The 26,434-nt window shown below is 37.8% G+C and carries 26 protein-coding genes; 15 read left to right on the top strand and 11 right to left on the bottom strand.

The features are described from left to right. Nucleotides 1-72 precede the first annotated feature (72 nt). The 7 genes from F933_RS00595 to F933_RS00565 all read left to right on the top strand — a co-directional run bounded on the left by F933_RS00595 (nucleotide 73) and on the right by F933_RS00565 (nucleotide 6,644). A complete protein-coding gene (locus tag F933_RS00595) occupies nucleotides 73-1,491 on the top strand; it encodes a phosphomannomutase/phosphoglucomutase (protein WP_005057450.1) in 1,419 nt (472 codons plus the stop codon). A 13-nt stretch (nucleotides 1,492-1,504) separates the two neighbouring features. Then, the gene (gene argB, locus F933_RS00590; protein WP_005056478.1) at nucleotides 1,505-2,404 is read left to right on the top strand and encodes an acetylglutamate kinase; all 900 of its coding nucleotides are present in this window, start codon (nucleotides 1,505-1,507) and stop codon (nucleotides 2,402-2,404) included. A gap of 123 nt (nucleotides 2,405-2,527) precedes the next feature. Further along, the gene (locus F933_RS00585) at nucleotides 2,528-3,307 is read left to right on the top strand and encodes a GNAT family N-acetyltransferase (protein WP_005057448.1); all 780 of its coding nucleotides are present in this window, start codon (nucleotides 2,528-2,530) and stop codon (nucleotides 3,305-3,307) included. 100 nt (nucleotides 3,308-3,407) lie between these two features. After that, on the top strand, nucleotides 3,408-4,256 hold the full coding sequence (locus tag F933_RS00580) for a class II glutamine amidotransferase (RefSeq protein WP_034710257.1): 849 nt from the start codon (nucleotides 3,408-3,410) through the stop codon (nucleotides 4,254-4,256). A gap of 281 nt (nucleotides 4,257-4,537) precedes the next feature. Then, a complete protein-coding gene (locus tag F933_RS00575; protein WP_005057444.1) occupies nucleotides 4,538-4,993 on the top strand; it encodes a bacteriohemerythrin in 456 nt (151 codons plus the stop codon). A 245-nt stretch (nucleotides 4,994-5,238) separates the two neighbouring features. Then, nucleotides 5,239-6,321: a hypothetical protein gene (locus F933_RS00570; RefSeq protein WP_005057441.1), complete on the top strand. Its 1,083-nt coding sequence runs from the start codon at nucleotides 5,239-5,241 to the stop codon at nucleotides 6,319-6,321. Then, nucleotides 6,321-6,644 carry an RnfH family protein gene (locus F933_RS00565; RefSeq protein WP_005057438.1) on the top strand — a complete coding sequence of 108 codons (324 nt, stop codon included), beginning with the start codon at nucleotides 6,321-6,323 and terminating at the stop codon, nucleotides 6,642-6,644. Before F933_RS00570 ends, F933_RS00565 begins: the two co-directional genes overlap by 1 nt. A gap of 53 nt (nucleotides 6,645-6,697) precedes the next feature. Here the strand turns inward: F933_RS00565 and F933_RS00560 are convergent, their stop codons facing one another. Continuing rightward, nucleotides 6,698-7,096 (bottom strand): outer membrane protein assembly factor BamE, encoded by a 399-nt coding sequence (locus tag F933_RS00560; protein ID WP_005056468.1) that lies wholly within the window; start codon nucleotides 7,094-7,096, stop codon nucleotides 6,698-6,700. A gap of 111 nt (nucleotides 7,097-7,207) precedes the next feature. Between F933_RS00560 and fur the strand changes: the two genes are divergently transcribed. After that, the gene (fur, locus tag F933_RS00555) at nucleotides 7,208-7,645 is read left to right on the top strand and encodes a ferric iron uptake transcriptional regulator (protein WP_005056466.1); all 438 of its coding nucleotides are present in this window, start codon (nucleotides 7,208-7,210) and stop codon (nucleotides 7,643-7,645) included. Between the two features lie 94 nt (nucleotides 7,646-7,739). On the opposite strand, the gene F933_RS00550 is transcribed toward fur, so the two are convergent. Together F933_RS00550 and F933_RS00545 are read right to left on the bottom strand one after the other, a co-directional pair. Beyond that, nucleotides 7,740-8,858 carry a PilT/PilU family type 4a pilus ATPase gene (locus tag F933_RS00550; RefSeq protein WP_005056464.1) on the bottom strand — a complete coding sequence of 373 codons (1,119 nt, stop codon included), beginning with the start codon at nucleotides 8,856-8,858 and terminating at the stop codon, nucleotides 7,740-7,742. 24 nt (nucleotides 8,859-8,882) lie between these two features. Beyond that, nucleotides 8,883-9,920 carry a type IV pilus twitching motility protein PilT gene (locus tag F933_RS00545; protein ID WP_005057427.1) on the bottom strand — a complete coding sequence of 346 codons (1,038 nt, stop codon included), beginning with the start codon at nucleotides 9,918-9,920 and terminating at the stop codon, nucleotides 8,883-8,885. 126 nt (nucleotides 9,921-10,046) lie between these two features. Here F933_RS00545 and F933_RS00540 point away from each other — a divergent pair, with 126 nt between their 5' ends. Continuing rightward, the gene (locus F933_RS00540; RefSeq protein ID WP_005057424.1) at nucleotides 10,047-10,739 is read left to right on the top strand and encodes a YggS family pyridoxal phosphate-dependent enzyme; all 693 of its coding nucleotides are present in this window, start codon (nucleotides 10,047-10,049) and stop codon (nucleotides 10,737-10,739) included. A gap of 6 nt (nucleotides 10,740-10,745) precedes the next feature. On the opposite strand, the gene F933_RS00535 is transcribed toward F933_RS00540, so the two are convergent. From F933_RS00535 to F933_RS00520, 4 genes are all read right to left on the bottom strand, one after another. Continuing rightward, on the bottom strand, nucleotides 10,746-11,417 hold the full coding sequence (locus F933_RS00535; protein ID WP_034710285.1) for an HAD family hydrolase: 672 nt from the start codon (nucleotides 11,415-11,417) through the stop codon (nucleotides 10,746-10,748). Nucleotides 11,418-11,488: 71 nt separating this feature from the next. Next, a complete protein-coding gene (locus F933_RS00530; protein ID WP_005057419.1) occupies nucleotides 11,489-11,761 on the bottom strand; it encodes a hypothetical protein in 273 nt (90 codons plus the stop codon). A 29-nt stretch (nucleotides 11,762-11,790) separates the two neighbouring features. Continuing rightward, a complete protein-coding gene (locus tag F933_RS00525) occupies nucleotides 11,791-15,387 on the bottom strand; it encodes an SbcC/MukB-like Walker B domain-containing protein (RefSeq protein WP_005057417.1) in 3,597 nt (1,198 codons plus the stop codon). Between the two features lie 9 nt (nucleotides 15,388-15,396). Continuing rightward, on the bottom strand, nucleotides 15,397-16,647 hold the full coding sequence (locus tag F933_RS00520) for an exonuclease SbcCD subunit D (protein WP_005057415.1): 1,251 nt from the start codon (nucleotides 16,645-16,647) through the stop codon (nucleotides 15,397-15,399). 158 nt (nucleotides 16,648-16,805) lie between these two features. Here F933_RS00520 and F933_RS00515 point away from each other — a divergent pair, with 158 nt between their 5' ends. After that, a complete protein-coding gene (locus tag F933_RS00515; protein ID WP_005057412.1) occupies nucleotides 16,806-17,588 on the top strand; it encodes a crotonase/enoyl-CoA hydratase family protein in 783 nt (260 codons plus the stop codon). A gap of 121 nt (nucleotides 17,589-17,709) precedes the next feature. Here F933_RS00515 and F933_RS00510 read toward each other — a convergent pair whose 3' ends face one another. Both F933_RS00510 and F933_RS00505 read right to left on the bottom strand, forming a co-directional pair. Beyond that, entirely contained in the window at nucleotides 17,710-18,366 is a 657-nt protein-coding gene (locus F933_RS00510) for a hypothetical protein (protein WP_005057410.1), read from the bottom strand. A gap of 50 nt (nucleotides 18,367-18,416) precedes the next feature. Continuing rightward, nucleotides 18,417-18,794 carry a VOC family protein gene (locus F933_RS00505; RefSeq protein ID WP_005057408.1) on the bottom strand — a complete coding sequence of 126 codons (378 nt, stop codon included), beginning with the start codon at nucleotides 18,792-18,794 and terminating at the stop codon, nucleotides 18,417-18,419. Between the two features lie 306 nt (nucleotides 18,795-19,100). On the opposite strand from F933_RS00505, the gene F933_RS00500 reads away from it, so the two are divergent. Both F933_RS00500 and F933_RS00495 read left to right on the top strand, forming a co-directional pair. Next, complete coding sequence (locus F933_RS00500) at nucleotides 19,101-19,547, top strand: ABZJ_00895 family protein (protein WP_005056446.1); 447 nt, start codon at nucleotides 19,101-19,103, stop codon at nucleotides 19,545-19,547. A 76-nt stretch (nucleotides 19,548-19,623) separates the two neighbouring features. After that, complete coding sequence (locus tag F933_RS00495) at nucleotides 19,624-20,529, top strand: TIGR01777 family oxidoreductase (RefSeq protein WP_005057406.1); 906 nt, start codon at nucleotides 19,624-19,626, stop codon at nucleotides 20,527-20,529. Here the strand turns inward: F933_RS00495 and thiO are convergent. Together thiO and hemB are read right to left on the bottom strand one after the other, a co-directional pair. Beyond that, nucleotides 20,515-21,636: a glycine oxidase ThiO gene (thiO, locus tag F933_RS00490; protein ID WP_005057404.1), complete on the bottom strand. Its 1,122-nt coding sequence runs from the start codon at nucleotides 21,634-21,636 to the stop codon at nucleotides 20,515-20,517. The two genes, F933_RS00495 and thiO, sit on opposite strands and share 15 nt — an antisense overlap. 72 nt (nucleotides 21,637-21,708) lie before the next feature. Beyond that, nucleotides 21,709-22,722 carry a porphobilinogen synthase gene (gene hemB / locus F933_RS00485; protein ID WP_005057401.1) on the bottom strand — a complete coding sequence of 338 codons (1,014 nt, stop codon included), beginning with the start codon at nucleotides 22,720-22,722 and terminating at the stop codon, nucleotides 21,709-21,711. Nucleotides 22,723-22,894: 172 nt separating this feature from the next. Here hemB and F933_RS00480 point away from each other — a divergent pair, with 172 nt between their 5' ends. From F933_RS00480 to F933_RS00470, 3 genes are all read left to right on the top strand, one after another. After that, complete coding sequence (locus tag F933_RS00480) at nucleotides 22,895-23,392, top strand: thioesterase family protein (protein ID WP_005056439.1); 498 nt, start codon at nucleotides 22,895-22,897, stop codon at nucleotides 23,390-23,392. A 258-nt stretch (nucleotides 23,393-23,650) separates the two neighbouring features. Next, complete coding sequence (locus F933_RS00475; RefSeq protein WP_005057395.1) at nucleotides 23,651-24,799, top strand: HlyD family secretion protein; 1,149 nt, start codon at nucleotides 23,651-23,653, stop codon at nucleotides 24,797-24,799. A 6-nt stretch (nucleotides 24,800-24,805) separates the two neighbouring features. Continuing rightward, nucleotides 24,806-26,332: a DHA2 family efflux MFS transporter permease subunit gene (locus F933_RS00470; protein WP_005057390.1), complete on the top strand. Its 1,527-nt coding sequence runs from the start codon at nucleotides 24,806-24,808 to the stop codon at nucleotides 26,330-26,332. The last annotated feature ends 102 nt before the right edge of the window (nucleotides 26,333-26,434 follow it).

The raw sequence follows: 26,434 nt of genomic DNA, 5'->3' as shown, positions 1-26,434 counted from the left end.
GGGTTACTTAATTTCTTAATAGTATTTTATTTTTTGGATTAGCATTTCAATTATAAAAAATAGGGGCTAGCTGTGAATATAAAGCATACATTTCCTCTGAATATTTTTCGTGCTTATGATATCCGTGGACAACTGAGCAATTTAACACCAGATGTGATTCATTCAATCGCGTACGCTTTAGTTGCGCAATATAAAGATGCTCAGCAGAATCGCATTATTATGGGTTATGATGCTCGTTTAACCAGCCCTTATTATGCAGCAATTATTCAACATATATTTCAACAACAGGGTTTTGAAGTAACCAATATTGGCTGTTGTTCTTCGCCAATGATGTATTACATTGCGCGTGATTTTGACGGCAATGGCATTATGATAACAGCAAGCCATAATCCTAAATCTGATAATGGTATTAAGTGGATTTTAAATGGAGAGCCTCCAAGTCCCGAAGTGATACAAAAGATTGGATTATTAGCTGAAAGTTCTATCGGGCATATTCTACCTAATTTTAATTTAGAGCAGTCACATAAAATAGTTCCTCAATATTGCTTGCAGTATCAACAATCGATAATCAGTGATATTCGATTATCTAGACCATTAAAAGTTGTGTTAGATGGATTACATGGTTCGGCTGGACGTTGTGCGAAATTGGTCCTTGAGAAGCTAGGTTGTGAAGTGATCGCTATTCGCTGTGAAGCAAATGGACATTTTCCTGATCATGCTCCAGATCCGTCTCATGCTGAGCATTTAACACAATTACAAGCTTCAATCATTTCTGAACGAGCGGATCTAGGCATTGCTTTAGATGGTGATGGTGATCGAGTGGTACTTATTGATGAACATGCACATATCATTAGCCCAGATCGCTTAATTTCATTATTTGCTGAAATATGTTTAAAGCAACATCCTCATAAGCAAATCGTTTTTGATGTGAAATGCTCAAAAATGGTCGAAGATACTGTTCAGCATTTGAATGGTCAAGCCAAGATGATTCGTACGGGCAGCAGTTTTTTACGGGCTTATTTATCACAGTCGCATGGTGAAGCTGTGTTTGGTGGTGAATATGCTGGTCATTATGTATTTAATGATGGTCGTGGATTTGGATATGACGACGGTTTGTATGCCGCATTACGTGTGATGGAATATTTAACTCAATCAAACGTAAAATGTTTATCCCAATTATTAGAAATTTATCCTGAACGATATTGTACAGAAGACACTTATATTAGTACGCATACTGTCAACCCGAAACAGGTTTTGCTTGATATTGAAATCTTGAGCCAACATTTAGGTGCTCGTATTAGTAAAATAGATGGTGTAAGACTTGATTTTGATGATGGTTTTGGCATTATTCGAGCATCCAATACGGGTGAATACTTCACATTTCGTTTTGATGCGGATAACCTCAATCGTTTAGATGAAATTCGCCAAAATTTTGTTTCTATGTTGCAGGATCAATATCCTAAAATTGCATTAGAACTCGCACAAGCTTAGTAAGGAGAAGCATATGCCACATGAGCATATCGGCATTGATAAAGCAAAAATTTTGATTGAAGCTTTGCCGTATATCCAACGTTTTGCAGGTAAGACGTTGGTTGTAAAATATGGTGGTAATGCAATGACTGATCCTGAGTTAGAAAGTTCATTTGCTCGAGACATCGTTTTATTAAAAACTGTGGGATTAAATCCAATTGTAGTGCATGGCGGTGGGCCACAAGTTGATTCATTACTAAAACGCCTAGGACAAGAATCAGATCGTATTGATGGCATGCGAGTCACTGATCAAGCAACCATGGAAGTGGTTGAAATGGTTTTAGGTGGTAGTGTAAATAAATCGATTGTAAATCTAATCAATCAACATGGTGGTCGTGCGATTGGTTTAACAGGGAAGGATGGTAATTTATTGCGTGCGCGTAAATTACTCATGGAAAAACAGGAAGCTGATGGCTCAATTTCTCAAATTGATTTGGGTATGGTCGGTGAAGTCACTGGCGTTAAAACAGACGTTCTAGAAATGTTTACGCAAGGTGATTTTATTCCAGTGATTGCGCCTTTAGGTGTTGATGAAGAAGGCAATACTTATAATATCAATGCAGATCTCGTTGCTGGTAAAGTCGCTGAAGCATTGGGTGCTGAGAAGCTCATCTTATTGACGAATATTACAGGCGTATTAGACGAAAATAAAAATTTACTGACTGGATTAAGTACGCAAGAAGTTGATCGCTTGATTGAAACAGGTGTGATTTATGGTGGCATGATTCCTAAAGTGGGTTGTGCGTTGGATGCAGTCAAAGGTGGTGTGATCAGTGCGCATATCGTCGATGGTCGCGTACCACATGCAACTTTATTGGAAATTTTCACCGATCATGGTGTAGGTACTTTAATTACCAATCGCGCTAAGCATTAAAATTCTAAGATTTAAAAAAGACCTCATGTAGGTCTTTTTTTTCGTCATGATCTGTTCATGTTACAGTCATTTCAATGTCATTTAATCGATTTAAGGTAACTCTAGACATAAGGAGCTTTCATTATGCTAGAAAAATTAAATCATTATCGTCACACATTGTTGACGTCACCTTTACGTACAAAGCCTACGCAAAATCAATTTCGTTTTGAATGGGTAGACAATTTAAAAGAATTACAAGAAGTACAAAGATTTAGAGCAAATCAATTTTCTCATCAATTTGGCATGACGTTTGAAGATGGGCTTGATCAAGATCTCTATGATTTTGGTTGTGAACATGCAGTTTTACGTGAGAAATGGACGGGTGAAATCGTTGCCTATACACGATTAAAGTTATTTCAAGGTCATGAAATTGGACAAAGTTATAGCGCTAAAGAGTTTGAAGTTGTTCCAAGCCTGTCACATTTGCCAAGTATTTTAGAAATAGGCCGTACTTGTGTACATCCAAAATTCCGCTCTGGTAAAGCTTTATCGATGTTATGGTTAAATCTAGCGCCAAAGGTACTTTGGTCAATGCGCGCTAAATATTTGATGGGCTGTGTCAGTATTCATTTAGAAGATAACTTGGCGCGTACATATTATACACACCGTCAAATACAACAATTATCAGATCAACACACTATCGATATTCGCTCTAAACGTGCTTTTGAACCTGAACGTCCTGATTATAGTTTTCCTCAAGATGAGCGCATGCCAAAGCTTTTCAAAACCTATCTAGGTATGCAGTCTAAGTTATCAAAACAAGCATTTTATGATGAAGAATTTAAATGTTTAGATTATTTTGTTTTCTTGGAAGTGAATAAAATTGCGACATCTTTTGTTTTCAATAAAATGGCACAAAGGTAGTGATTTATCATTCTTAATCCAATAGTGAGCACATATTCAGATTTACAAGCAGTCTGAACCTCATGCACAATAGGCAAAGATGTCAGCAAGTTAAAAAGATATGTGCCAACTATTAGGAATGAATTGCGCTACACCAACAGATATTACTTTTTCGTTTCGTGGTTTTTCCCAACGAGCTGGTGTTACGTCTGATCATTGTGATGGCTTTGGCATCGCATTCTTTGAAGACAAAGCTTGTCGTTTATTTGTTGATAATCAATCCGCAGTAGAATCTCCAATTGCCGATTTAGTTCGAAATTATCCAATTAAATCTCGAAATGTAATTGCGCATATTCGTAAAGCAACTCAGGGTAAAATTACTCTCGAAAATTCACATCCATTTTTACGAGAATTATGGGGTAGACATTGGATATTTGCCCACAATGGTGATTTGCATAATTTTAATCCGAGGTTGAGTGGGCGATTTGAACCTGTGGGTAATACGGATAGTGAACGTGCTTTTTGTTATTTGCTCGATCAAATGGTTGAAGAATTTGGCTATACCGAGCCGTGTATTGAAAAGGTTTTTTCACTTTTAGAGAAGATTTCTCCTGAAATTGCCGAGCATGGTACTTTTAATTTCTGTTTATCAAACGGGAAAGCACTTTTTAGCTACGCGACCACTAAATTACATTGGTTAGTACGGGAATATCCTTTTCAGAATGCACACCTAATTGATTTAGATGTAGAAGTTGATTTTAGTGAGGTTACAACGCCAGAAGATCGTGTGGCGGTGATCACAACTGAACCATTGACTCACAATGAAAATTGGGCGGCTTATCAAGCTGGTGAAATGATTTTATTCCAAGATGGGCGACCTATTAAGCATGCATTAACTCGAGTTGAACGACTTATTCGAGAAAAAGAAAATCCTGAATTAAAACGGATTACGAAAGCTGATCAATATTAATGAATCTTTAATTTAAATATTATTAAATCTGTACTTGATTGTAATGTTTAAGTTAACTATTTTTTCTATATTTCAATAAAATTAAAGAGATATTTTTTCTCACTGGTTAAAAAATACTTGAGTATTTTGATTGGTTAAATTATTAAAATAAATATAAAACAAGCGTTTATTCTATTTTTATTAAAAAAATTAAAATCTGACAAAAATGCTGTGTTTTTATTTGTTTGTTTTGTCGATATTATGTGTTTATTCAATAAATCAAGTTCGGTTTGGGGTTCGATATGAGTATGAAATGGTCTGTCGAATATAATACAGGAATAGAGGTTATCGATGATCAGCATCGACGTATTCTAGATTATATTAATGAAATCGCTGATTTAAAGCATGTCAATGATCGTGTGAAAATGAAAGATGTTTTAGATAATATTATTGATTATACACAGTCACATTTTACTTTTGAGGAAAGCTTACAAGAAGAAGCGAACTATAAATATCGAGTTCCTCATAAGCGAGTACATGACTTATTTATCAAAAAGATAGAGACATATCGGGAACGATTTGAACTGGGTCATGAAATAGATAAAGAGTTACATGAAGCACTGTCAAAATGGTTGATCAACCATATTCGTCATGATGATGCTGATTATGTGGGTGCTGTGAAAGAAAATATGATTGGTATTATTAAGGAAAATGAAAAGAAAAAAGGGAAAAATTGGTTTTCTAGATTTTTCTCATAATATCAAGATAATAAAAAAAGCCCTCTTATTTAATAAAAATAATAAGGTAAATATGAGTGAAAATAAGAGGGCTACTTAATAATATAACAACGAGTGCGCAGCAAATCATCTAAAGATGGTTTGCTTTTTTTCTTTCCGTATCTTTTGTTTTGATTTTCAAGCCTGAGAAGGGCAAAATAGATTGAATATTTCATTGCAAACACCATAAAGCGCAATGAGTTCAAAGATTTTTCAAGGAATGCATTATGCAGGACACAACACTATCACGCTGGCTGGCTCCAGTGATGGCGTTTTGCTTATCTTTTGTCATGATTACCACATTGGCACCGACCGTTGGAATTCAAATTGATCGTCAATTCGATTTTTGGCTACTGTGGCTAGGAACAATGCTTTTATTAGCATTACCGATTGCTTATCTTGAAATTGCGCTTGCTAAACGCTCTCAGACTACACCATTGCAGGCACTTTCTTCATTAACTCGCGATGCTGATGCTTCATCAAAATGGCGTGCTGTAGGATGGTTAGCAGTTGTTTTTGTGCCATTCTTTGCAGGGAGCGTGTTAGCTACAGCTACTGGTGTTCTCGAAGAGCAACTTAGATTAGAGATTTCTCAGCAAGTTTTATTCGCTATATGTGCTGTTATTGCATTAGGTTTGTCTTTTATTCCTCGTACATTCTTAATTGCTTTAACAACTTTAGGTGTGGTTGCTGCGTTCATTTTCGCGAATGTAATGGGAACTCAATTACAATCTTGGCACTGGACAGGCATTGAGTTTAAAGAGTGGGGCAATGCGACTGTTCTTGCTTTAGTGGCAAGTGGTCTAGGCTTAGGTCTATATTGGCAGAGCAGTTTAGCTACGATTAAAACTCAAAATTCAGCAACTGCGACTGCTTTACCGATTTGGATTGCGCAATTACTTGCAGTCATTGCTTTTGGATTCTTTTCTATTCAAGCACAGCTTCCAGCGTTTGCTTGGATTTTTGCAGCAATCATGTCGGCTGCACTATTAATTCAGTTTGCTAAAGAACAATTGGCGCAACGACAGCTTGCAGTTGTCATTCAATGGTTAATTTTATTTGCTGCTGTTGCTGTATGGATTGTGCCGCAAGTTGAACAAATCTTTAATACCTTACTAATGGTGTGGGGACTCGTGATTTGCCTAATTTATGCATTGTTTGCTGGTTGGATTATGAAAATTAGCCACCTTCGTAAAGCGATGGGTTTTAGTAATGAGCTATTTTATAATCTATGGCGTATTGCTGTACGCTTAGTACTGCCTTTGTCTATTATAGTCGCCATTATTGCTGTGATTGGGCAAGTGTTGTAATGGAACAGGCTCAACAGGTTTGGGTGGCTTATGCATCACCTGAGCAGCAATTTCATATCGCGGTTCGCTTTAATGAAGGTATGACAGCGCAACAAGCCATTGATGCCAGTGGCTTAGCTGATCAGGTCAGTTTGCCAGAGGTTTTACATATAGGTGTATTTGGCACCAAAATTGAAGCTGATACACCGATAGAAGTAGGCGATCGTGTTGAAATTTATCGCGCACTCACGATTAATCCCAAGGATATTCGTCGTAAACGAGCTGCGAAAAATCCTGTTGGTCGATTTGTAAAAGGTAATCGGTTTAGGTCATCAAGTTCATAAATAAAACCCCTCACGATTGATTCGATGAGGGGTTTCTTTTTATTTTAAACTGACTATAGTGGTGGCGCAGTTAAAATCGCTTCTTTTGATGCTGGTAAACCTGGCTGAGAGTCTGGAATAGTTTCTAAACCTTCAACTCGCTCCACGATACCATTTGCATCAAAATAAACTTTTAAATGCTGCCCATGTGCCGCTGGAATTTTTGCTTTTTTAGCATAAGTACCAGGAATATAGTTGTAGATGTAGTCCCAACGTTGTGGATTTAGTGGATCTGTTACTGTTGGACTACCCAGCAAGAAACGGACTTGTTGAAAGCTCATGCCTACTTGTACTTGAGATGCTTGTGCTTTTGTTAATGGTGTTCCCTGTGGAATATCGACTTTATAAACACCAAAGACTGAACAACCGCTTAGTACTGAAGTGACGAATAACGCCAGCATGATTTTTTGCATTTTGCTACACTATCCTGATAAATGATGATGCATTTGGTTCAAGGATAGATCATACTGCATCTAAACTCTATTGCCTATTCCAACTTAAGATTTGTTGAGAGACCTTTTTTCATGCCTATTTCCAATCAAGACTTACGCAAAGCTGGACTTAAAGTAACCCTTCCTCGTATTAAGATTTTGGAATTATTAGAAAATTCAAAACAACATCATTTAAGTGCTGAAGATATTTATAAAACTTTGCTTGAGCAAGGTGAAGATGTTGGCTTAGCGACAGTTTACCGTGTATTAACACAATTTGAAGCTGCTGGTATTATTCAACGTCATCATTTTGAGAATAATCATTCAGTTTTTGAGATCATGCAAGAAGATCATCATGATCATTTGGTATGTTTGAACTGTAATAAAGTTATTGAATTTACTAACGATACTATCGAGAAAGAACAGCATACTGTTGCTGAACAGCATGGTTTTACTTTAACGGGGCACTCTTTAAATTTATATGGTTATTGCAATAACCCAGAATGTAAAGAAACTTATCGTAAGAAATAAATGTCATTTTAGTTGATGTTTAAAGTTCACTAAAACTGAACAAATAAAAAAGGAAGGTTACAAAAAACCTTCCTTTTTTATAGGCTTAATTTAACTATTGACCATCAAAGGTAATATTTTTGCTGGCATTCAATAATTGATCAGACCCTTCTTCTGAAAGTTTGATCGTGAGACGAAGGTCATTTGGCGAGTCAGCATGCTTCAACGCATCTTTATATGTAATTTCGCCTGCTTTATATAAATCAAATAAAGCTTGGTCAAAGGTCTGCATTCCTAATTCACGAGAACGCTTCATCAGATCTTTAATTTCATGTACTTCACCTTTACGGATGTAATCAGCCAATAAAGGTGTATTAATTAGAATTTCAATCGCCGCACGGCGTGAATTGCCATCTGGGGTAGGGATAAGCTGTTGGGCGACCATTGCTCTTAAATTTAATGATAAATCCATGTAGAGCTGACTATGGCGGTCGGCTTCAAAGAAATGAATAATACGATCAAGTGCTTGGTTTGCGTTATTTGCATGCAGTGTAGCTAAAACCAAGTGACCAGTTTCTGCGAATGCAATGGCATAGTCCATGGTTTCACGTGAACGAATCTCACCAATCAAGATTACGTCAGGCGCTTGACGTAATGTATTTTTTAACGCAATTTCGAATGAGTCAGTATCAATCCCGACTTCACGCTGAGTAACGATACAACCTGCATGTTGATGTACAAATTCAATTGGGTCTTCAATCGTAATGATATGACCTTTCGAGTTATGGTTACGGAAACCGATCATTGAAGCCAATGACGTTGATTTACCGGTACCCGTAGCACCTACGAAAATAATAATTCCGCGCTTAGTCATTGCAAGTTCTTTCAGAACTTCGGGTAACTTAAGATCATCCATCGTCGGAATATGCGTTTCAATTTTACGCAAGATCATGCCTGGCATATCACGTTGTTGAAAAGCGCTGACACGGAATCGAGCTGTTTTTTCACGGTTGGTAATTGCAAAGTTACATTCACGAGTGTCAGCAAACTCTTTACGCTGCTTGTCACTCATAATTGAATTGACTAATTGACCAACAATTTCACCTGATAATTTGGTTTTAGCAACGGGCACAATCTGCCCGTTTATTTTCATTGATGGTTCTACATCGGCAGTCACAAATAAGTCCGATGCATTTTGTTGAATCATCAAATTGAGTAAATCATTAAAGTCCATGAGGTTTCTCTAATCCATTTATTTTTATAGGAATGATTCGGGTTGTTTCGCAACGGTACGCGCTGTTTGAGGACTAATCATACCTTTTGACACTAAAGCCTTGAGACTTTGATCTAATGTAGTCATACCGTAGTTAGCACCCGTTTGAATAGCAGAGTACATTTGTGCGACTTTGTTTTCACGAACAAGGTTACGAATCGCAGGGATACCGATCATGATTTCATGTGCTGCTACACGTCCGCCCCCATTTTTCTTCAACAGTGTTTGTGAAATAACCGCTTGTAGAGATTCAGATAACATGGCACGTACCATATCTTTTTCTTCAGCAGGAAATACGTCAATCACACGGTCAATGGTTTTTGCAGCAGAGGTGGTGTGCAGCGTACCAAAAACCAAGTGTCCTGTTTCCGCAGCAGTTAAGGCAAGACGAATGGTCTCTAAGTCACGCATCTCACCGACCAAAATAATATCTGGATCTTCACGCAATGCTGAACGTAATGCAGCATTAAAGCCATGCGTATCACGATGTACTTCACGTTGGTTGATCAAACACTTTTTAGATTGGTGTACAAATTCGATTGGATCTTCGACTGTTAAAATATGGTCATAACGATTTTCATTAATATAGTCGATCATTGCAGCCAAGGTGGTTGATTTACCAGAACCAGTAGGACCTGTGACCAGTACGATGCCACGAGGATAGTCACAAATTTCTTTAAAAATTGATCCTAATCCTAAATCTTCCATCGTTAAAACTTTCGATGGAATGGTACGGAATACTGCACCAGCACCACGGTTTTGGTTGAATGCATTCACACGGAAACGGGCAATGTTTGGAACTTCAAATGAAAAGTCTGTTTCAAGGTCTTCTTCGAAATCACGACGTTGCTTGTCATTCATAATGTCGTACACTAAACGGTGTACATCTTTATGTTCTAATGCTGGTAAGTTAATGCGACGAACTTCACCATCGACACGAATCATCGGTGGCATACCTGCTGAAAGGTGTAAATCTGAAGCACCGTTTTTCACTGAAAAGGCGAGTAATTCTGTAATATCCATAATTTCCCCGAAACAAATTAAAATGTCTCATTATTTTGTAGAATAATATACGGCTTTCATTCAGGCTTACCAACACCTTATAGAATGTGTAAGCAAAAAAAGATTTCATAAGTGAGAACTGTGTCAATGAATCAATCGCAACAAGCTCATCAACACGTTTTAAGTCTAATAGAGCAAGCATGTCAGCATGTTCATCGTGATCCTAAATCTGTGCAGTTATTGGCTGTATCAAAGACACATCCGAGTCAAAGTTTGCGAGAGATGTATCAGATTGGACAGCGCAGTTTTGGTGAAAATTATTTGCAAGAAGCCTTAGAAAAAATTGAAGAATTACAAGATTTACAGATCGAATGGCACTTTATTGGTCATGTTCAACGCAATAAAACCAAGCATTTGGCTGAAAAATTTGATTGGGTGCATGGCGTAGATCGCCTAATTATTGCTGAGCGTTTATCGAATCAACGCCTAGATAGCCATAAACCATTAAACATATGTCTACAAATCAATATTGACGGACAAGACTCTAAAGATGGTTGTCAGCCAGAAGAGGTTGCTGAATTGGTAAAACAAATTAGCCAACTGCCAAATTTACGTTTACGTGGTTTGATGGTTATTCCAGCACCTGATAATATTACTGCGTTTTCTGATGCTAAAACTTTATTTGATCAAGTGAAATCATTACATGCACAACCTCAAGATTGGGATACTTTGAGTATGGGGATGTCTGCCGATTTGGATGCTGCCATTGCTGCGGGTTCAACTATGGTTAGGGTAGGTACAGCACTGTTTGGGGTAAGGGATTATTCAAGTAAGAGTTGAGTGTAATCAAAATTTTAAATGATTTAAAATCTCACTGAAATTTTCGTAATCATGTAGGTTAGTATCAGAAATTATGGATTCAACTTCTGAATTAGGATGAAAGAAAATTGTTTTCATGCCAACGTCTTTTGCGCCTTGTATGTCTGCCAGTTCATTGTCTCCAACAAAGATACAATCATATGGATGAACACCTAGCTGCTTGCAAGATAATAGAAAAATTTTAGGATCAGGTTTTCGAAGACCTACAGCCTCAGAAACGATGATACTTGAAAAGAATTCAGATAAGCCTAAAGCATAGAAATTATGTTCTTGAAAGGGTGTCTTTCCGTTAGAGACTAATCCAATTAAATAACCTTTTTGCTTAAGATCAAGAATGGTTTCTTCAACATTTCTGAAACAACATGAAAATTTGTTGAAATCATTGATATAACTTTCTAAGAGTTGCTCTTTAGAAATATGTTTGATCATAAACTCTTGAGTTAATTTCTCATAAACCACATCTTTCCAAACTTTACCATTTTCGTCTATATCAAGAAAGCGTTGGATAAATTGTTGTTTGATTTGATTGGGAACTAATCGAAAGTAATTCGTTTGCCAAGTTAAAAAATTGATCAAAGATGTTGTTCTATCGAGTAAAGTTTGATCAAGGTCGAAAATAACAGCTTTATTGATATTCATTAGGTTTGTTTTGCAGGATAATTCAACCATCATAAAATTAGTTAACTCATAATTTTACTCAGAAATTGTAACTAGCTAAATTCTAAATCATGTTGATCAATCGCTTGTTTAATTGAAGAAAACCACTTACAACGGGTAAGAGGAGATTCTTCAAGTAATAATTCTATTGTCAATTTTTTGAAATAAGTATGATCTTCATTAGAGGAGGACGGATTAAAAAAATTTGCGCATAGTACAGCATATAATTCCATTTCTAAGTTATGTAAACAAACATATTCAGTAAGCTCTTGATCAGACATACGTTTATAGATAGATATTAATTTGAATAAGTCATCTTGTTGCATTTCTTTAATTTCCATTAAAGTTATTATTTTTATCCAACCACTTCGATCTGACTCGAACCTGAACCCATCGGCTGTACCTGAATCTGCACAGGAATGCGTTCATGCATTTCCTGAATGTGTGAAATTAAAATGACTTTACGCCCTTGGCTCTGTAACTGATCCAGCGCATTCATCACCATATGCAGAGAAGATGCATCTAGAGTCCCAAAGCCTTCATCAATAAATAAAGATTCGATTTTCATAGAACCTGATGCCATATTGGCAATCGCCAATGAAATGGCGAGGGCAGTGAGGAAAGATTCCCCACCAGACAGTGAAGCCACTGAACGGGTTTCACCATCCATATCATGATCAATAATCGCAAGACTCAGCGAATTGTCTAAACGTTTTAAGGTATAGCGTTGAGACAACATCGCCAATTGTTGATTGGCATATTCAAGTAAAATGTCGAGATTGTACTGTTGGGCTAAATCACGAAAATCTTTTCCTTTGGCGTCACCAATCAGACTAGAAATTTTATTCCAGCGGTGTTCTTGTTGTTGGATCTGTTGAATCTGATCCGTAAATTGCTTTTGTTTGGCTAAATTTTGCTGATGAACTTCCAGTTGAAGTTTAAGTTGATCACGTTGATCTGTTGTCTGTTGTAAAGTTTCTTGATTGGCTCTCATCAATTCAGACAGTTGTTCAACCTGAATATTGGGTTCTGATTGAAGAAGCGTATTTAACTGTTCTTGAATAGTTTTCAGTGCAGAATTTGCTTCACTGATCGCCCGATCTGCATGTTGTATTGCATTTCGAATCTGCTGTTCTTGAGTTGATGAAATCGCAAGTAATTCGCTGAGTTGATCTTCTGCAAGAAGTTGATGCTGAGCTAACCAATTGATGATTTCTGTTTTACATAGTTCAAGAGAATCATGATTTTGTTGTTGCTGTGCTTTGAGTTGTTCGAGCACATTTTTCTGTTGCTCATAATTCTGACGAGCTTGTTCAAAACTTTGCTTCACTTGCTGATATTTACTCTGCAATTGCTGACGTTGTTGATCATGCTGTTGTAACCATTCGTTGGCTTTGAGTTCATTGGAGCCTGTCATGGTGATAATTAGCTGGTTAGCAGCATCCGTATTCTGTTTGCCTTTAATTTCGATGTCTTTTAATTGTTGCGCGCACTCTGTTTGTTGCGTAGTGAGCCCCGCCAAAGTGGTCTTTAATACATTCAACTGCTGATCAATTTGTTCTTTCTGTTTAATGAGTGATTCTGCATGCTCTAGGTGTTGGCTACGTTGTTGCAATGCGTGTAATACGTGTTGTGAGAATGACGCGCCTTGTTTTGACCAAGCAATTTTATCGTCTGCATTGAGACAATCCACGATATGTTGAATCTGTTGTTGTAAGTGTTCTACGGTTTCTAGTTGATGACGTGTATTTTGAATGTTTTGATGAAGCACATGCTGATCTTTATTGGCTTGATTCAGTTGTAATAATTCTTTTTCAAGCTGCTGTTGAATTTGTGATGCTTCTAAAACTAATGTTTGCATCTTAGTTGTGATGTCATACTCAGTGAGACTGAAATCGAGTTGAATATTCGTCTGTAATACATGCTGTTGTAGCACCTGATCATGTGCTTTTACTTTTTCATTCAATTGCTGCAACTGCTTTTGCAATTGATTATGTTCAGTATGGCTTTGGGTGAATTGTTGTTGAGCTTTTTGCCAAAGCTGGAAATACTGTTGTTCCTGCTGAATCGCTTGCTGTTCTTGTTGTTGCTGCAAGACATATAACGCTTTAGAGATTTGGCTCTCGTCATCACGATAAGGATGTTCAGTACTGCCACAGACTAGACAGGCTTCGCCGTGTTTGAGTTCAGCACGTAGATGTTCAATATTTTCAGCATGCAATAGACGTTGTTGTTGCAAAACCTGTTGTAGTTTCTCACGTTCAGTTTTGGCAGTATGATATTCCTGCTCAGTTTTTTTGCTGCGTTGTTCTAGCTCTTGAGCTTGCTTTTGTACAGCTTCAAATTTGTTTTGCGAGGTAAGCACCTCATTTTTTAATTCAAAATAATGCTGAAGTTTTTGTTGAATTGTATCTAATTGATTGATGCGAATTTGTTGGGTTTCTTTTAGTTTCGACTGTTGCTCAATACGCTGTTCAATTTGTTGGGTCGTGCCAAATTGCATGATTAAACTGTTGAATGTGTTTTGATCTTGTTTAAGTTTGGTCTGTGCTTGTTGAATAGAGCCTAATGTGTTTTCTACTTTTTGATATTGCTGAATAAATTGCTTGAGTTGTTGAATATGGGCATTTAAGCCTTTATCCAAAGGAGCGTATTGAGCACTGTGTTTTAACTGTTCTAAGCAAGCCGTATGTTGTGCACTCAAGTTTTGAATGCTTTGTTGAAGCTGTTGTTGTTGCGCGATGAGTGGTTGCTGCTGACTTTCCAGTTGAGTCAGTCGAATCTTGGTTTTGTTATAGTCGTCTTTAATATGTTCGCGTTTTTGCAAATATGTTCTTAAATCGGCAAGTTCTTTGTGATGCTTTTGCTCGAAATCTTGAAATTGATTGAGTGTTGTTTCTGCTTGTGTATAAAGCGTTTTTTGTTGCTCAAATTGAGTGGTTAAGGTACTAAATTCATTGCCCTTTTGTTGAATTTGTGGCGCGAGTTGTTGCAAAGTTTTTTGCAACTGTTGTTGTTGAAATACAATAGGACGTATCTCAGCAAATGTTTCTAATTGACCCAGTAAGTGCCGATCTTTGGCGATGTTTTCTTGGGCTTTAAGTTGCAGATCAAACTGTTGCTGTTTTAATCCAATTTCATGATTAATTTTATCGCGTTGTTCAAACCACTGTTGTTGTTGCTTGAATTGATTTTTTTCACTTTCAAGTTTTTGTACTTGTTGCTGTAGCTGTTTGAATTGCTGTTGTAACTCAGCGATTTCTTCATCAGAACGAATTTCAATGTGTCCTAAAACACTTTCTAATTTTTCTCGTTGTAAGCGAACTTCTTTGGTTTTTTCAAAAGCCAACTGTCCAATCTTGGCAAAAATACTGGAGTTGGTCAGATATTCCAATAATTCACCACGTTCATTATCACGTGCTTTTAAAAAAGCGGTTACTTCGGATTGTGCCAGTAACACAGCACGCGTGAATTGTTCAAAACTAAGCTGTGTAATGTGTTGAATATGCGTTTCGACGGCTTTGGTTTTATCTGCGACAACCACGCCATCGGTGAGGCATTTCAATGAGCGTTGTACACTTTGTAATTTACCATTGGCATTTTCACGGGCACGTTTAATTTCCCAACGCGCTAAATAATGTTTTTGATCCTGTGCGACAAAACACAGCTCAGCAAATCCATGACCAGTACCACGACGTAATACGGTGAGGGGAGAATTAGTAAGTAATTCTGAACCATCCACATCTAACAATTTGCCATCACTGTCTTTGAGTCTTGGAATTTTATTAAATAGGGCAAGACACATCGCATCTAAAATGGTGGATTTACCTGCACCCGTTTTTCCTATAATCGCAATCAATCCAGCATGTGCTAAAGGCTCACTTTCAAAATCAATAAAATGCTCACCTGCAAGAGATGCCAGATTTTTTAGTCGAATGGATAAAATTTTCATGGCAAATCCTTAAACTATTTGATCATCTTCAAGTTTTTTTTGTGCTTCAGCAACTAAGCTTAAAAAGTCTTTGCTGACCCCATCATCAATGCTGTAGCCTTTTTTCTCCCAAATTTGTTGAAACAGTTTTTCGGGTGTTGGTGGTTCTAAATTAACTTTTGATTCAGTTTCTGCATTGGTTTCATTGGATAAATATTGTCGTGAAATCCGCACTAAACGGTAACGATCTTTAGGCAGGGCATCTTCAAATTGTTGTCTAAGATTCGGCTGGGGAGGCGTTGCCGTGTGATATTCAATATCAACATATTCACGATGATCTATACATTCAATGACACCCTGTGGCAGATTTTTGAGTCGCTGCATGACGTCATTGAGTTCACCTTTTATTTTGTGTAATTGAATTGCTCGCGGAATGGCAATTGCTTCGAATTCAACTTGATTTTCAGTTTTCGTTGGATTGATCGTGACTTCAAGCACTTGGTGTTTATAGTGAATCTCACTAAATGACAAAGGAATTGGAGAGCCACTATAACGAATATGATCTTGCCCAACTTTCTGTGGTTTATGCAGATGTCCTAAAGCCACATAGTCAATCTCATCATCAAACAGCGTGGTTGAAAGCGCCTCTTCATTACCAATAATAATTGGACGTTCAGAATCTGAAGCTTCGCCACCTTGCATATGTGCATGTGACATCAGAATTAAAGCTTGATCATCGGTTTTACGGCGTTTTGCTTCAGCGATTAAATGTTGATGTAAATAAGCAATCGCATTTTGACTGTTAGTGGTATTTTCATTGAAACCTGTAATTTCAGCTGAACGTAAGAAAGGTAGGGCAATACACCATGCGACAATTTGTTTTTGCTCATCATAAATCGGCAAAATTAAACGATCTAAATCTAAGCTTTTATCTTCATTCCAGCGAATCACTCCGACTGTTTTGGCATTGTATTTTTCAAGTAAGGGTTCAACTTGTTCAATGCGATAGCCTGAATCATGATTTCCCGCAATCATCAATGTTTGCATCTGTGGTGCAAGATCATGAGCATCGGCAAGGAATTGATAAAGCTGCTTTTGTGCTTGAGAACTCGGATTGATCACATCAAAAATATCGCCTGCAATGAGTAAGGCATGCGGTTGTTTAATTTTGATTTGCTCAAGTAACCATGCAAGAAATTGTTCATGTTCGTAGTGGCGGGAATGGTTGTAAAAAAACTGTCCCAGATGCCAGTCAGACGTATGAAAAAAACGCACGGTCATAAGTGAATCTAATAATGAAATGAATGCGAATAAGGTAGCACGTATTCTAGAAAAAAGTAGAGCTTAGCCAAGCAGAAAGTAGCTACAAGATATCGCTTGATCATTTTAAAACGATCAACTAGTTTGGTAACGAAAAACTAAATAATAGGAAATAGAAAATGAGCTTAGGAAAAGTAAGCCGTGAAATGATTGATCATATTATGTTGATCGGTTTAGATCGTGTGGCAAAACGCAATGCGTTTGATAGCCATATGATTGAGGATTTATCTTTAGCATTAACAGAATATGAAAATAATCCTGAATTACGTTGTGCTGTCATTTTTGCGCATGGTGATCATTTTACCGCTGGTCTAGACCTAGTGGAATTACAACCGAAAATTCCGCATGGGATTTTTAATTTTGCAGATGCTCAAATTAATCCTTGGGGCGTTGCAGGAAGACAAAGAACTAAACCTGTTGTGGTTGCAGTGCAGGGTATTTGTTATACCGCTGGAGTGGAACTCATGCTCAATGCAGATGTGGTAATAGCCAGCGAAGATACTGTGTTTGGGCAACTCGAAGTACTACGGGGGATTATGCCTTTTGGCGGTGCAACGGTTCGTTTTGTACAGGCAGCAGGTTGGCAAAAAGCGATGCCTTATTTGCTTACAGGTAAAACCTTTGACACTCAAAAAGCCAATGAGTTGAATCTTGTTTCTGAGGTTGTAGAAAAAGGTAAGCAACTTGAGCGTGCGATCGAAGTTGCTAAAGAGATTTGTATTGCTGCACCACTTGCAGTGCAGGCTCTATTAGCTTCTGCAACCGATGGAGTGACTTTAGGACAGACAGTTGCGTTTGAGAAAATGGATAACTACCTTAAACCATTATTTGAATCTGAGGATGCTCAAGAGGGTGTTCGAGCCATGCTTGCAAGGCGTTTGCCACAGTTTCAGGGTAAATAATTCCAAATTTTTATTTGAATCATCAAACACTGATGCGATAAGTTGATTTAGCGTTTTAAGATAGGCTATACCAATCCTTTAAAATCTAAATCAACGGGTTGAATTTCATTGGTGCAATGAATTATCTTCTTTCAGGTTTATACTGCATTTGTATTCGTTTTAATGCATGAAATAGATAATGTTGACGTTCTGGAGATAAGCCCAAACCAAAGCGAATGGGTTGCGCGGCATCTATAAATATTTGTCCTTGTTGTTTGTTGGAAGCATTTTGAATATGATTTTCTCTGATTCGACTCACTTCATTCCAAATAAAAGGTTTTGATTTACCGAGTTTCCCAATACCTGTAAAGACCTTTCCACCTTGACGATCAATGGTTAACTCTACTTTTCCGAACATCATTAAAAGCGTAAAAAAACCAAAAATGAATGTACCGATGATAAAGGGAATACCAAATAAACTTTGTAAGATACTAAATTCTTGATTCGCTATTTGGGTACCATAAATCCCACCCAATGAACCGCCTGACCAAATCAGCATAAATGGAATAAGTAAGAAAGCCACTGGACTTCTTAGGGTTGCACCAAGTCTGATTTCTTGAATATCGTTTTTATACCAAGCACCTTTGGGTGGTTGATTAATATCAAAAGCGAATTGGGGTGATGAATCAAAATTTTCAGATACTCTGAATATATGATTGCAATTTTGACATTTCCCCATATCCGTTTGGATATTGATATTTTCATTCACAACTTCGCTTTGACAGTTTGGACATTTCATTTTTATTTGAATTAACTATCTTAATTTTATGAAAATTTAGTATAACACTGTCATTTTGCATTCTCATCTATTTCGCATATACCAAAGACATTATTATCTAGGTCGAGAAAATAGCCTTGCCAACAACGATCAAGAATCGCAAATTTCTCCATCGCTATAAGACCGCCCAAGCTTAAAATTTTAGCTGCAGTTTTGTCAAAACTGTCTACTTCAATCGTGCAGGTAAACGCATTGATACCACACCCAGTCGAGGGAAAGGCGACTGGGCGTTGAAGTAATCCACCATGAATCCCTTCTGTTTCGATACGATAATATTCTATCGGTAGACCGTCTATATGCTCGAAATGCCAACCAAAGACATTTTGATAAAATTGAGTATCGCGTTTAGGATTGGAGGATTGAATTTCAAAATAGATAATCGAGTTCATGGCTAATCCTATGTTTTTATTTTTGTATCATTAGAAAAATAAAAACCGACGATTCGAGTGATGATAAATCGTCGGTCAAAATCTTTATCAAAAGTTTTGGCTGCTAACAAAACAATTTCTAAAGATGGAGAGTCATAATGAAAGGTCACCGAAAAAATTGCGGATGCCGTGCAATCAAACTTCGGTTGCTGCGACCTTGTACCCTATATAACGGCACAAGTTGAGGAATGGTTGACATAAAAATGAAAAAAAAGTGAAAAAAATTTATAATTAATTTATGAAACCACTCAAATTAGGTTTAACTACATGATTTCACTTCGTTTATACTATTTATGGTTTTTTATAATTTGTTTGCTCTTGTCATTAGTTGCAGGCGTATTTGCTGCTATTTTACCAAATAGCATTGCTGGTGTGCTCACAGCGATACCTTATTTGATCGCAATGATTTATGTTTTATTCAAATTTTTAAAGCAACAACGCCGTGCGCCTAGTCCGCAAGAAAAAATACGTTTCAGTTTGGGATTTAGTTTAATATTTTGGGGCTATAATGCTTTGGGTTTGCTATCAGGTCTTTTTATTTTTGCGCGTAAAGATCCTGAAATTTGGCAAAATTTTTTACTCTATTTAAAGCAACCTCAGTTTTTATTCGTAGTGATTGCAATGTGGTTAATGGTAGCCATACCGCTATATCTAATTACATTTTGGTTCTATGGCGCACAAGCACAACGAATGGCGAACAAGATGTTTAATTAGTTTAATAAAGTTCACTTGTAATTCACTTTGATTTTGCTAAGACTGTTTATTAGATTCATTTTTGATAGGTAGACCCATGAAAAAAATGACGGTATTAGTGACTGGAGCAAGTGGATTTATTGGCTCTTATCTTTTACCTTATTTATTGGAAAATGACTTTCAAGTTATCGCACTTACGCGACAAAAAAATAAAGCTTCCCATCATTCAGATTTAATATGGATCAATCATTTTGATCAAATTGCATCAACTGATATTGATTACGTGATTAATTTAGCGGGTGAAAATATCGGTCAAAAACGTTGGAGTGATACCAGAAAACATCAGCTTATTCAAAGCCGTGTTGAAATGACTCAAAAGCTCTATGAGTGGTTAGAGCGAAAAAGTATTTTCCCTAAATCTATTATTTCAGGTTCGGCAATTGGTTATTATGGCATTGATCCTCAAGAACATTGGGTGGATGTTTGTGATGAAAACACACCTCCGCAAGCAATTTTTATGTCGGAACTTTGCCAAGCTTGGGAGCAAACTGCATTAAAATTTAATCAACAAAATACCAAAATTATCCGTTTAGGTGTTGTGTTTGGGAATGGTGGTATTTTGCCGCAGATGTTATTACCCATCAAATTAAATGTTGTTGCCAAAATTGGATCAGGTCAGCAACCTATTGTTTGGATTCATATTCAAGATGTTCTATCTGCTATTCTTTTTTTGATGCAACTTGAGGCTTCGCAAAAAGTATATAATTTAGTCGCACCTGAAAAAATAAATCAGCACGCTTTTGTTAAAGTTGCCGCGAAGATTCTCAAACGTAAGCCTCTACTGTCGATGCCTAAATGTGTCTTTGAAATGGCTTTAGGTGAGCAATCTCAATTGATTCTCAATGGTCAATATGTAGAACCTCAGGCTTTGCTAGATCATGGCTTTCAATTTAAGTTTCCAACTCTAGATGCAGCACTCAAAGACATATTATTGGAAAACTAAATTATCTTGTTTCAAGCGTTCAGGTGAGTAGGCAGCAGCTTGGACAATCGTTTCTTGTCCTAATATTAATTGTCTGAGCAATTTTGCTGAACCTGCACCCATACATAATCCGTTGCGGAAATGTCCAAAATTCGCCCATAGATTTTTCACGTTAGGCATTTCACCGATGTAGGGAATCCCTTGTGGAGAACTTGGACGCAAACCAGCCCAACGTTTTACAATCGGAAATTTTTCTAATTCAGGCACCATGCTCAGACACGCAGCGAAAATATTATGTTGAGTTTGCATATCGACTGAAGTATTGAATCCACACTCAGCCATGCTTGAACCACACACGATATGACCATCCTGACGTGGAATCAAATACATGACCTGATTCATGCACATGGTCGGTAGCCAGTTTTCAGGTGTTTTAAATAACAGCATTTGACCTTGTACAGGTTGCACTGGAATATTGCGTTGTAATTGCTTAGACCATTGTTTACTCCAAGCACCTGAACTTAGCACAACATGATCAGCAAAAAATTGTCGTCCATCATCTAACTGTAAGCCATGCACCTTTTTATTTTTAATGATGAGTTTTTCAATCGAGCAATGTTCAAAAAAACGAACCTTAGAATGTTGTTTTAAATAACTGATCAGAGATTGTAGTAGACGCGGATTACGAACATTGGAAAGCTGCGAAAAATAAATTGCTTGCTCAAATTGTTCTGAAATATGTGGATTTACCGCTTCAAGTTGTTTGCGATTTAATAGGTCACATTGTTGCATTGGCTCATGATGAGTTGATGCATAGTTGAGTCCAACTTCAAAATCGTCCTGATCGAAAATTAGCATGCCTGTATCGTGAATCTGAAAATCAATCCCTGTGATTGGGTAGAGTTTTTCATTCCACATTTGATAGAGCGGTTTTCCAAACTGAGCTAATTGGTTAACTTCGGGTGCATATCGCCAAGGATACATAGGCGATAAAATACCACCACCAGCCCAAGATGCAGCTTGACCTGCTTGCTGTTGATCAAAAATATCGACAGAACAGCCTTGTTCAGCAAGCTCAAGTGCTGTCATTAAGCCGCTAATCCCTGCACCAATGATGGCAATATGCATAATAAAGTTAAACCAATTTAAAGATTCCTTCCCCCCTATTAAAGAGGTGAGGAGTGTTGTAGCTTCGGAGAGTTATTTCATCTCTTTCAGTTTGCGCGCTGCTTCTTCAGCAAAATAAGTCCAGATACCATCTGCACCTGCACGACGACAACACATCAATGATTCTAAAATCACACTATCAGATAACCAGCCATTTTGAATCGCACCTGCAAGCATGGCATATTCACCGCTGACTTGATAAATAAAAGTTGGCACGCCGAAGGTATCTTTCACTTCGCGTACAATATCGAGATATGGCATTCCTGGTTTGACAATCACCATATCTGCGCCTTCTTGGATGTCTAAAGCAATTTCATGTAATGCTTCAGCACGGTTACCTACATCCATTTGGTAGTTAAACTTATTACCACCTTTTAAATTACTTGCTGAACCAACTGCATCGCGAAATGGACCATAGAAACTTGATGCGTATTTTGCTGAATAAGCCATGATATTGGTATAAATAAAACCGTTTTGTTCAAGTGCTTGACGGATTGCACCAATACGACCATCCATCATGTCACTTGGGGCAACAACATCTGCACCTGCGGCTGCATGGCTCAATGCTTGTTTGATTAAGCATTCAACCGTTTCATCATTGAGCACATAGCCCGTCTCATCAATAATGCCGTCTTGACCATGAGTGGTATAAGGATCAAGTGCACCATCAGTGATGAGTACCATCTCAGGTAATTCTTTTTTGAGTAGTCTACATGTTGTTTGGACTAATCCATCTTCATGCCATGCTGCTTCAGCCGTTAAACTTTTGTCTTCTTGTGGTGTCACGGGAAATAATGCAAGTTTTGAAACGCCTAGTTCGAGTAAACTTTCCGCTTTTTTGAGTAATAAATCAGCAGATAAACGTTGAACATTTGGCATGCTCGGAATGTCTTGAACTTGCTGTTGTCCTGGAAGCACAAAAACTGGATAAATCAAATGATTAGCTGTCAGTTGTGTTTCGCTGACCATCGCTCGTAATTGGTCATTTTTACGGATACGGCGCATGCGAGTCGCTGGAAATGCAGGGCGATTGAACGTATAAGTCATAACAATCTCGATGTTCAGTATTACACTATAGGAATAATTGAATCATTTAAGTGATGCTAGGGGAGAACTCAGCGGCTTAGGTCAATTAAATATCCTCGCTATTGTAGCCCCATAATTTTAGATTTGTACAAAATAATGGGATGTTTATCGTTCCTTTGGATTTAGACAGCGTATGAATGATGTAAAGAAAAACTGGACAGGTAATATTCAGTTAGGTGCTAAAGCCGATCATGGCGTGGTATTGAAACAGCTGTGTAAAGCATTTAATTCTTCACCATTTTTTAAGCACTGTGGCATGGTCATGCGAGTGGTTGACGATCAAATTGAGGGCTACATTGATATGCAATCAGAGCTGATTGGTAATGTAGCTTTCCAAATCTTACATGGTGGTGTTGCTGCAACGATGCTGGATAGTATTGGTGGTGTAGTGGCAATGGAACAACTTTACCGCCGTGCAACACCAGAAGATTTAACGGATACGATTAAAAAAGTTTCACGTTTGGCTACCGTAGATATGCGTGTCGATTATCTTGCACCTGGACGTGGTAAATACTTTATTGCACGTGCAGAAACCTTACGTTTAGGGCGAAAAGGTTGCACTATGCGTATGACGATGGTGAATGATGAAGATAAGCCAATCGCCACTGCTATTGCGTCTTATGCTTATTAAATGATGTATTGAAAATGAAAGCGCCTTGAGGCGCTTTTTTTATTTAAAAGTAATTGGAAAAATTATCTAAATATAAGAATTGAACGCTACAGTTATTTTTTTTATTCTCGCAATATGATTTTTTATGGATAAAATTGCCATTCCAATAATGACTCATATTTTGATTGGATTTTTTAACATTCAGTTAAGTTTCAAAAACTAGACTGGACGGCTGATTAAACCAAAAGTTAAAAATATCTTTAATTTCAGGAATAACGTATGACTGACGCTCAAGCAAACCAACAGAATGCTGCTTCAGATTTGGCATCTGATGATGCAATGAAAGCAAAACGTAAAAAGTTTTTAGGATTTTTCGCGCTTATTCTCATTATCGCTGCAATTCTGTATGGTTTTTGGGCGTTGTTCTTTCATCATTCTGTCAGCACTGATAATGCCTACGTGGGTGCAGAAACAGCTCAAATCACCTCAATGGTGAGTGGGCAGGTTGCTGAAGTTCTAGTTAAAGATACCCAGCAAGTAAAAAAGGGTGATGTTTTAGTAAAAATTGATGAGCGTGATGCAAAAATTCAATTGGCTCAAGCACAAGCTGAGCTTACTAAAGCACAACGTCAATACAAACAAAGCGAAGCAAATAGCAGTTCTTTGAACTCTCAAGTTGTCGTCCGTAACGATGAAATTAATAGTGCACAAGCTCAAGTTACTAAAGCTCAAGCAGATTATGATCGAGCTAACTTGGAATTACAGCGCCGTAATGAATTGGCAGCAACAGGTGCGATTTCAAAAGAAGAATTGAGTAAAGCTCAAAGTACTGTTTCTACGGCTAAAGCAAGTTTAGATTTAGCTCAGGCAGGTTTAGCTCAAGCCACATCTAGTCGTAAAGCTGCTGAAAGTACGCTTGCTGCAAACGATGCACTGATCAAAGGCGCAAATGAAACCTCTACACCAGACGTTCTTGTGGCAAAAGCACATCTAGATCAAGCCATGCTCGATTTGGAGCGTACAGTGATTCGTGCGCCTGTAGATGGAATTGTTACACGTAAAAATATTCAAATAGGGCAGCGTGTAGCTCCTGGAACAGCGATGATGTCTGTTGTTCCAGTTACAGCACTTTATGTCGATGCAAACTATAAAGAAAGCCAACTTGCCAAAGTAAAAGCAGGGCAAAAAGTCACATTAACTTCTGATCTGTATGGTGATGATGTTGTTTATCACGGTGTTGTTCAGGGTTTTTCGGGTGGAACAGGAGCTGCTTTTGCTCTGATTCCCGCACAAAATGCGACAGGAAATTGGATTAAAGTGGTTCAGCGTTTACCAGTACGTATTACGCTTGATCCAAAAGAACTTGCAGAACATCCATTACGTGTTGGGTTGTCGATGCAAGCGGATATTGATCTCGCATCGAAGTAATCAGCTATGAAAACGCAGAATCCTTTTGCAGAACTCAGTGGCGGTCGATTACTGCTCGCCGCATTTGTCATTGCGCTTTCCAACTTTATGGTGGTACTTGATACCACGATTGCCAATGTTTCAGTCCCACATATTACTGGTAACTTGGCCGTTTCCAGCTCTCAAGGGACTTGGGTAATTACCTCTTATGCCGTTGCCGAAGCAATCTGTGTTCCACTCACAGGTTGGTTAGCAGGACGTTTTGGCACAGTCAGAGTGTTTGTGTTCGGTTTAATTGGTTTCACCATTTTTTCTTTTCTTTGCGGTTTAGCCACATCATTGGAAATGTTGGTATTTTTCCGTATTGGACAAGGTTTGTGTGGTGGTCCACTCATGCCGTTAAGCCAAACGCTGTTAATGCGAATTTTTCCACCAGAAAAGCATGCACAAGCGATGGGGCTTTGGGCAATGACCACTGTCATTGGACCTATTCTTGGGCCAATTTTGGGTGGTTTCATCAGTGATAATCTGTCTTGGCACTGGATTTTCTTTATCAATATTCCTGTCGGTATTTTCTGTGTATTAGCCACACTCCGTTTACTGAAAGTAGCAGAGACTAAAACTGAAAAATTACGTATCGATGCAATTGGTCTTGGTTTGTTGGTGCTGTGGATTGGTGCTTTACAATTGATGCTGGATTTAGGTCATGAGCGAGATTGGTTTAATAGCAGTAGCATTATCATTTTAGCGCTGACGGCAGTGATTGGTTTTATTGTCTTTATGATTTGGGAGTTAACTGAAAAGCATCCTGTTGTAAATCTATACGTTTTCCGACATCGAGGCTTTGCAGTTTCAGTGTCCGCTTTAGCATTTGGATTTGGTGCTTTTTTTGGAAGTATTGTTTTAATTCCACAATGGCTGCAAATCAATTTAGGTTATACCGCAACTTGGGCAGGATATTTAACAGCAACGATGGGATTTGGCAGTTTAACAATGTCACCGATAGTTGCTAAACTTTCAACCAAATACGATCCAAGAGCCTTAGCAAGTTTTGGTTTGGCTTTGTTGGGCGTTGTAACATTGATGCGCGCATTTTGGGTGACTGATGCTGATTTCATGGCTCTAGCTTGGCCACAAATTTTACAAGGCTTCGCAGTTCCATTTTTCTTTATTCCACTTTCAAATATTGCAATGGGTTCGGTACTGCCTAAAGAAATGGCTTCTGCCGCAGGCTTAATGAATTTTTTGAGAACAATGGCGGGCGCAATCGGTGCTTCAATTGCGGTAACAATTTGGGATGATCATACTAAGTATGCTCGTAGCGAAATGGTCAATAATTTACATCCAGAAGAAGTACAAAATACATTAATGCAAAATGGTTTTTCATCTGATGCGACCTTAGCGACGATTGCAAATTTAGTCGACAAAGAAGCAATCACGATATCAGCCAATCATGTTTTCATGATTTTGGCGCTTGTATTTATTTTCGCGAGTATTTTGATTTGGATGAGTCCTAAACCTAAAGCAATTAAGGGTGGACCTGCACCGCATTAATAGTTTTGAAGTGATCTATGTCAGAGATATAAAGCAAACTTCTTTTATTATTTATAGCTCTGTCTGATCACTGATAAATGCTTAATATTTGCAGTAGAAGAA

It is taken from the genome of Acinetobacter beijerinckii CIP 110307 (genome assembly GCF_000369005.1).
Lineage (GTDB): Bacteria > Pseudomonadota > Gammaproteobacteria > Pseudomonadales > Moraxellaceae > Acinetobacter > Acinetobacter beijerinckii.
Note: the sequence above shows the minus strand (reverse complement) of the source record. Positions and strands in the feature narration are given on the sequence as shown.

Coding starts and splice junctions, on each gene's coding strand:
- argB (WP_005056478.1), top strand. CDS start 1,505: ATGCCACATGAGCATATCGGCATTGATAAAGCAAAAATTTTGATTGAA.
- F933_RS00585 (WP_005057448.1), top strand. CDS start 2,528: ATGCTAGAAAAATTAAATCATTATCGTCACACATTGTTGACGTCACCT.
- F933_RS00580 (WP_034710257.1), top strand. CDS start 3,408: ATGTGCCAACTATTAGGAATGAATTGCGCTACACCAACAGATATTACT.
- F933_RS00575 (WP_005057444.1), top strand. CDS start 4,538: ATGAGTATGAAATGGTCTGTCGAATATAATACAGGAATAGAGGTTATC.
- F933_RS00570 (WP_005057441.1), top strand. CDS start 5,239: ATGCAGGACACAACACTATCACGCTGGCTGGCTCCAGTGATGGCGTTT.
- F933_RS00565 (WP_005057438.1), top strand. CDS start 6,321: ATGGAACAGGCTCAACAGGTTTGGGTGGCTTATGCATCACCTGAGCAG.
- F933_RS00560 (WP_005056468.1), bottom strand. CDS start 7,096: ATGCAAAAAATCATGCTGGCGTTATTCGTCACTTCAGTACTAAGCGGT.
- fur (WP_005056466.1), top strand. CDS start 7,208: ATGCCTATTTCCAATCAAGACTTACGCAAAGCTGGACTTAAAGTAACC.
- F933_RS00550 (WP_005056464.1), bottom strand. CDS start 8,858: ATGGACTTTAATGATTTACTCAATTTGATGATTCAACAAAATGCATCG.
- F933_RS00545 (WP_005057427.1), bottom strand. CDS start 9,920: ATGGATATTACAGAATTACTCGCCTTTTCAGTGAAAAACGGTGCTTCA.
- F933_RS00540 (WP_005057424.1), top strand. CDS start 10,047: ATGAATCAATCGCAACAAGCTCATCAACACGTTTTAAGTCTAATAGAG.
- F933_RS00535 (WP_034710285.1), bottom strand. CDS start 11,417: ATGAATATCAATAAAGCTGTTATTTTCGACCTTGATCAAACTTTACTC.
- F933_RS00530 (WP_005057419.1), bottom strand. CDS start 11,761: ATGCAACAAGATGACTTATTCAAATTAATATCTATCTATAAACGTATG.
- F933_RS00525 (WP_005057417.1), bottom strand. CDS start 15,387: ATGAAAATTTTATCCATTCGACTAAAAAATCTGGCATCTCTTGCAGGT.
- F933_RS00520 (WP_005057415.1), bottom strand. CDS start 16,647: ATGACCGTGCGTTTTTTTCATACGTCTGACTGGCATCTGGGACAGTTT.
- F933_RS00515 (WP_005057412.1), top strand. CDS start 16,806: ATGAGCTTAGGAAAAGTAAGCCGTGAAATGATTGATCATATTATGTTG.
- F933_RS00510 (WP_005057410.1), bottom strand. CDS start 18,366: ATGAAATGTCCAAACTGTCAAAGCGAAGTTGTGAATGAAAATATCAAT.
- F933_RS00505 (WP_005057408.1), bottom strand. CDS start 18,794: ATGAACTCGATTATCTATTTTGAAATTCAATCCTCCAATCCTAAACGC.
- F933_RS00500 (WP_005056446.1), top strand. CDS start 19,101: ATGATTTCACTTCGTTTATACTATTTATGGTTTTTTATAATTTGTTTG.
- F933_RS00495 (WP_005057406.1), top strand. CDS start 19,624: ATGAAAAAAATGACGGTATTAGTGACTGGAGCAAGTGGATTTATTGGC.
- thiO (WP_005057404.1), bottom strand. CDS start 21,636: ATGCATATTGCCATCATTGGTGCAGGGATTAGCGGCTTAATGACAGCA.
- hemB (WP_005057401.1), bottom strand. CDS start 22,722: ATGACTTATACGTTCAATCGCCCTGCATTTCCAGCGACTCGCATGCGC.
- F933_RS00480 (WP_005056439.1), top strand. CDS start 22,895: ATGAATGATGTAAAGAAAAACTGGACAGGTAATATTCAGTTAGGTGCT.
- F933_RS00475 (WP_005057395.1), top strand. CDS start 23,651: ATGACTGACGCTCAAGCAAACCAACAGAATGCTGCTTCAGATTTGGCA.
- F933_RS00470 (WP_005057390.1), top strand. CDS start 24,806: ATGAAAACGCAGAATCCTTTTGCAGAACTCAGTGGCGGTCGATTACTG.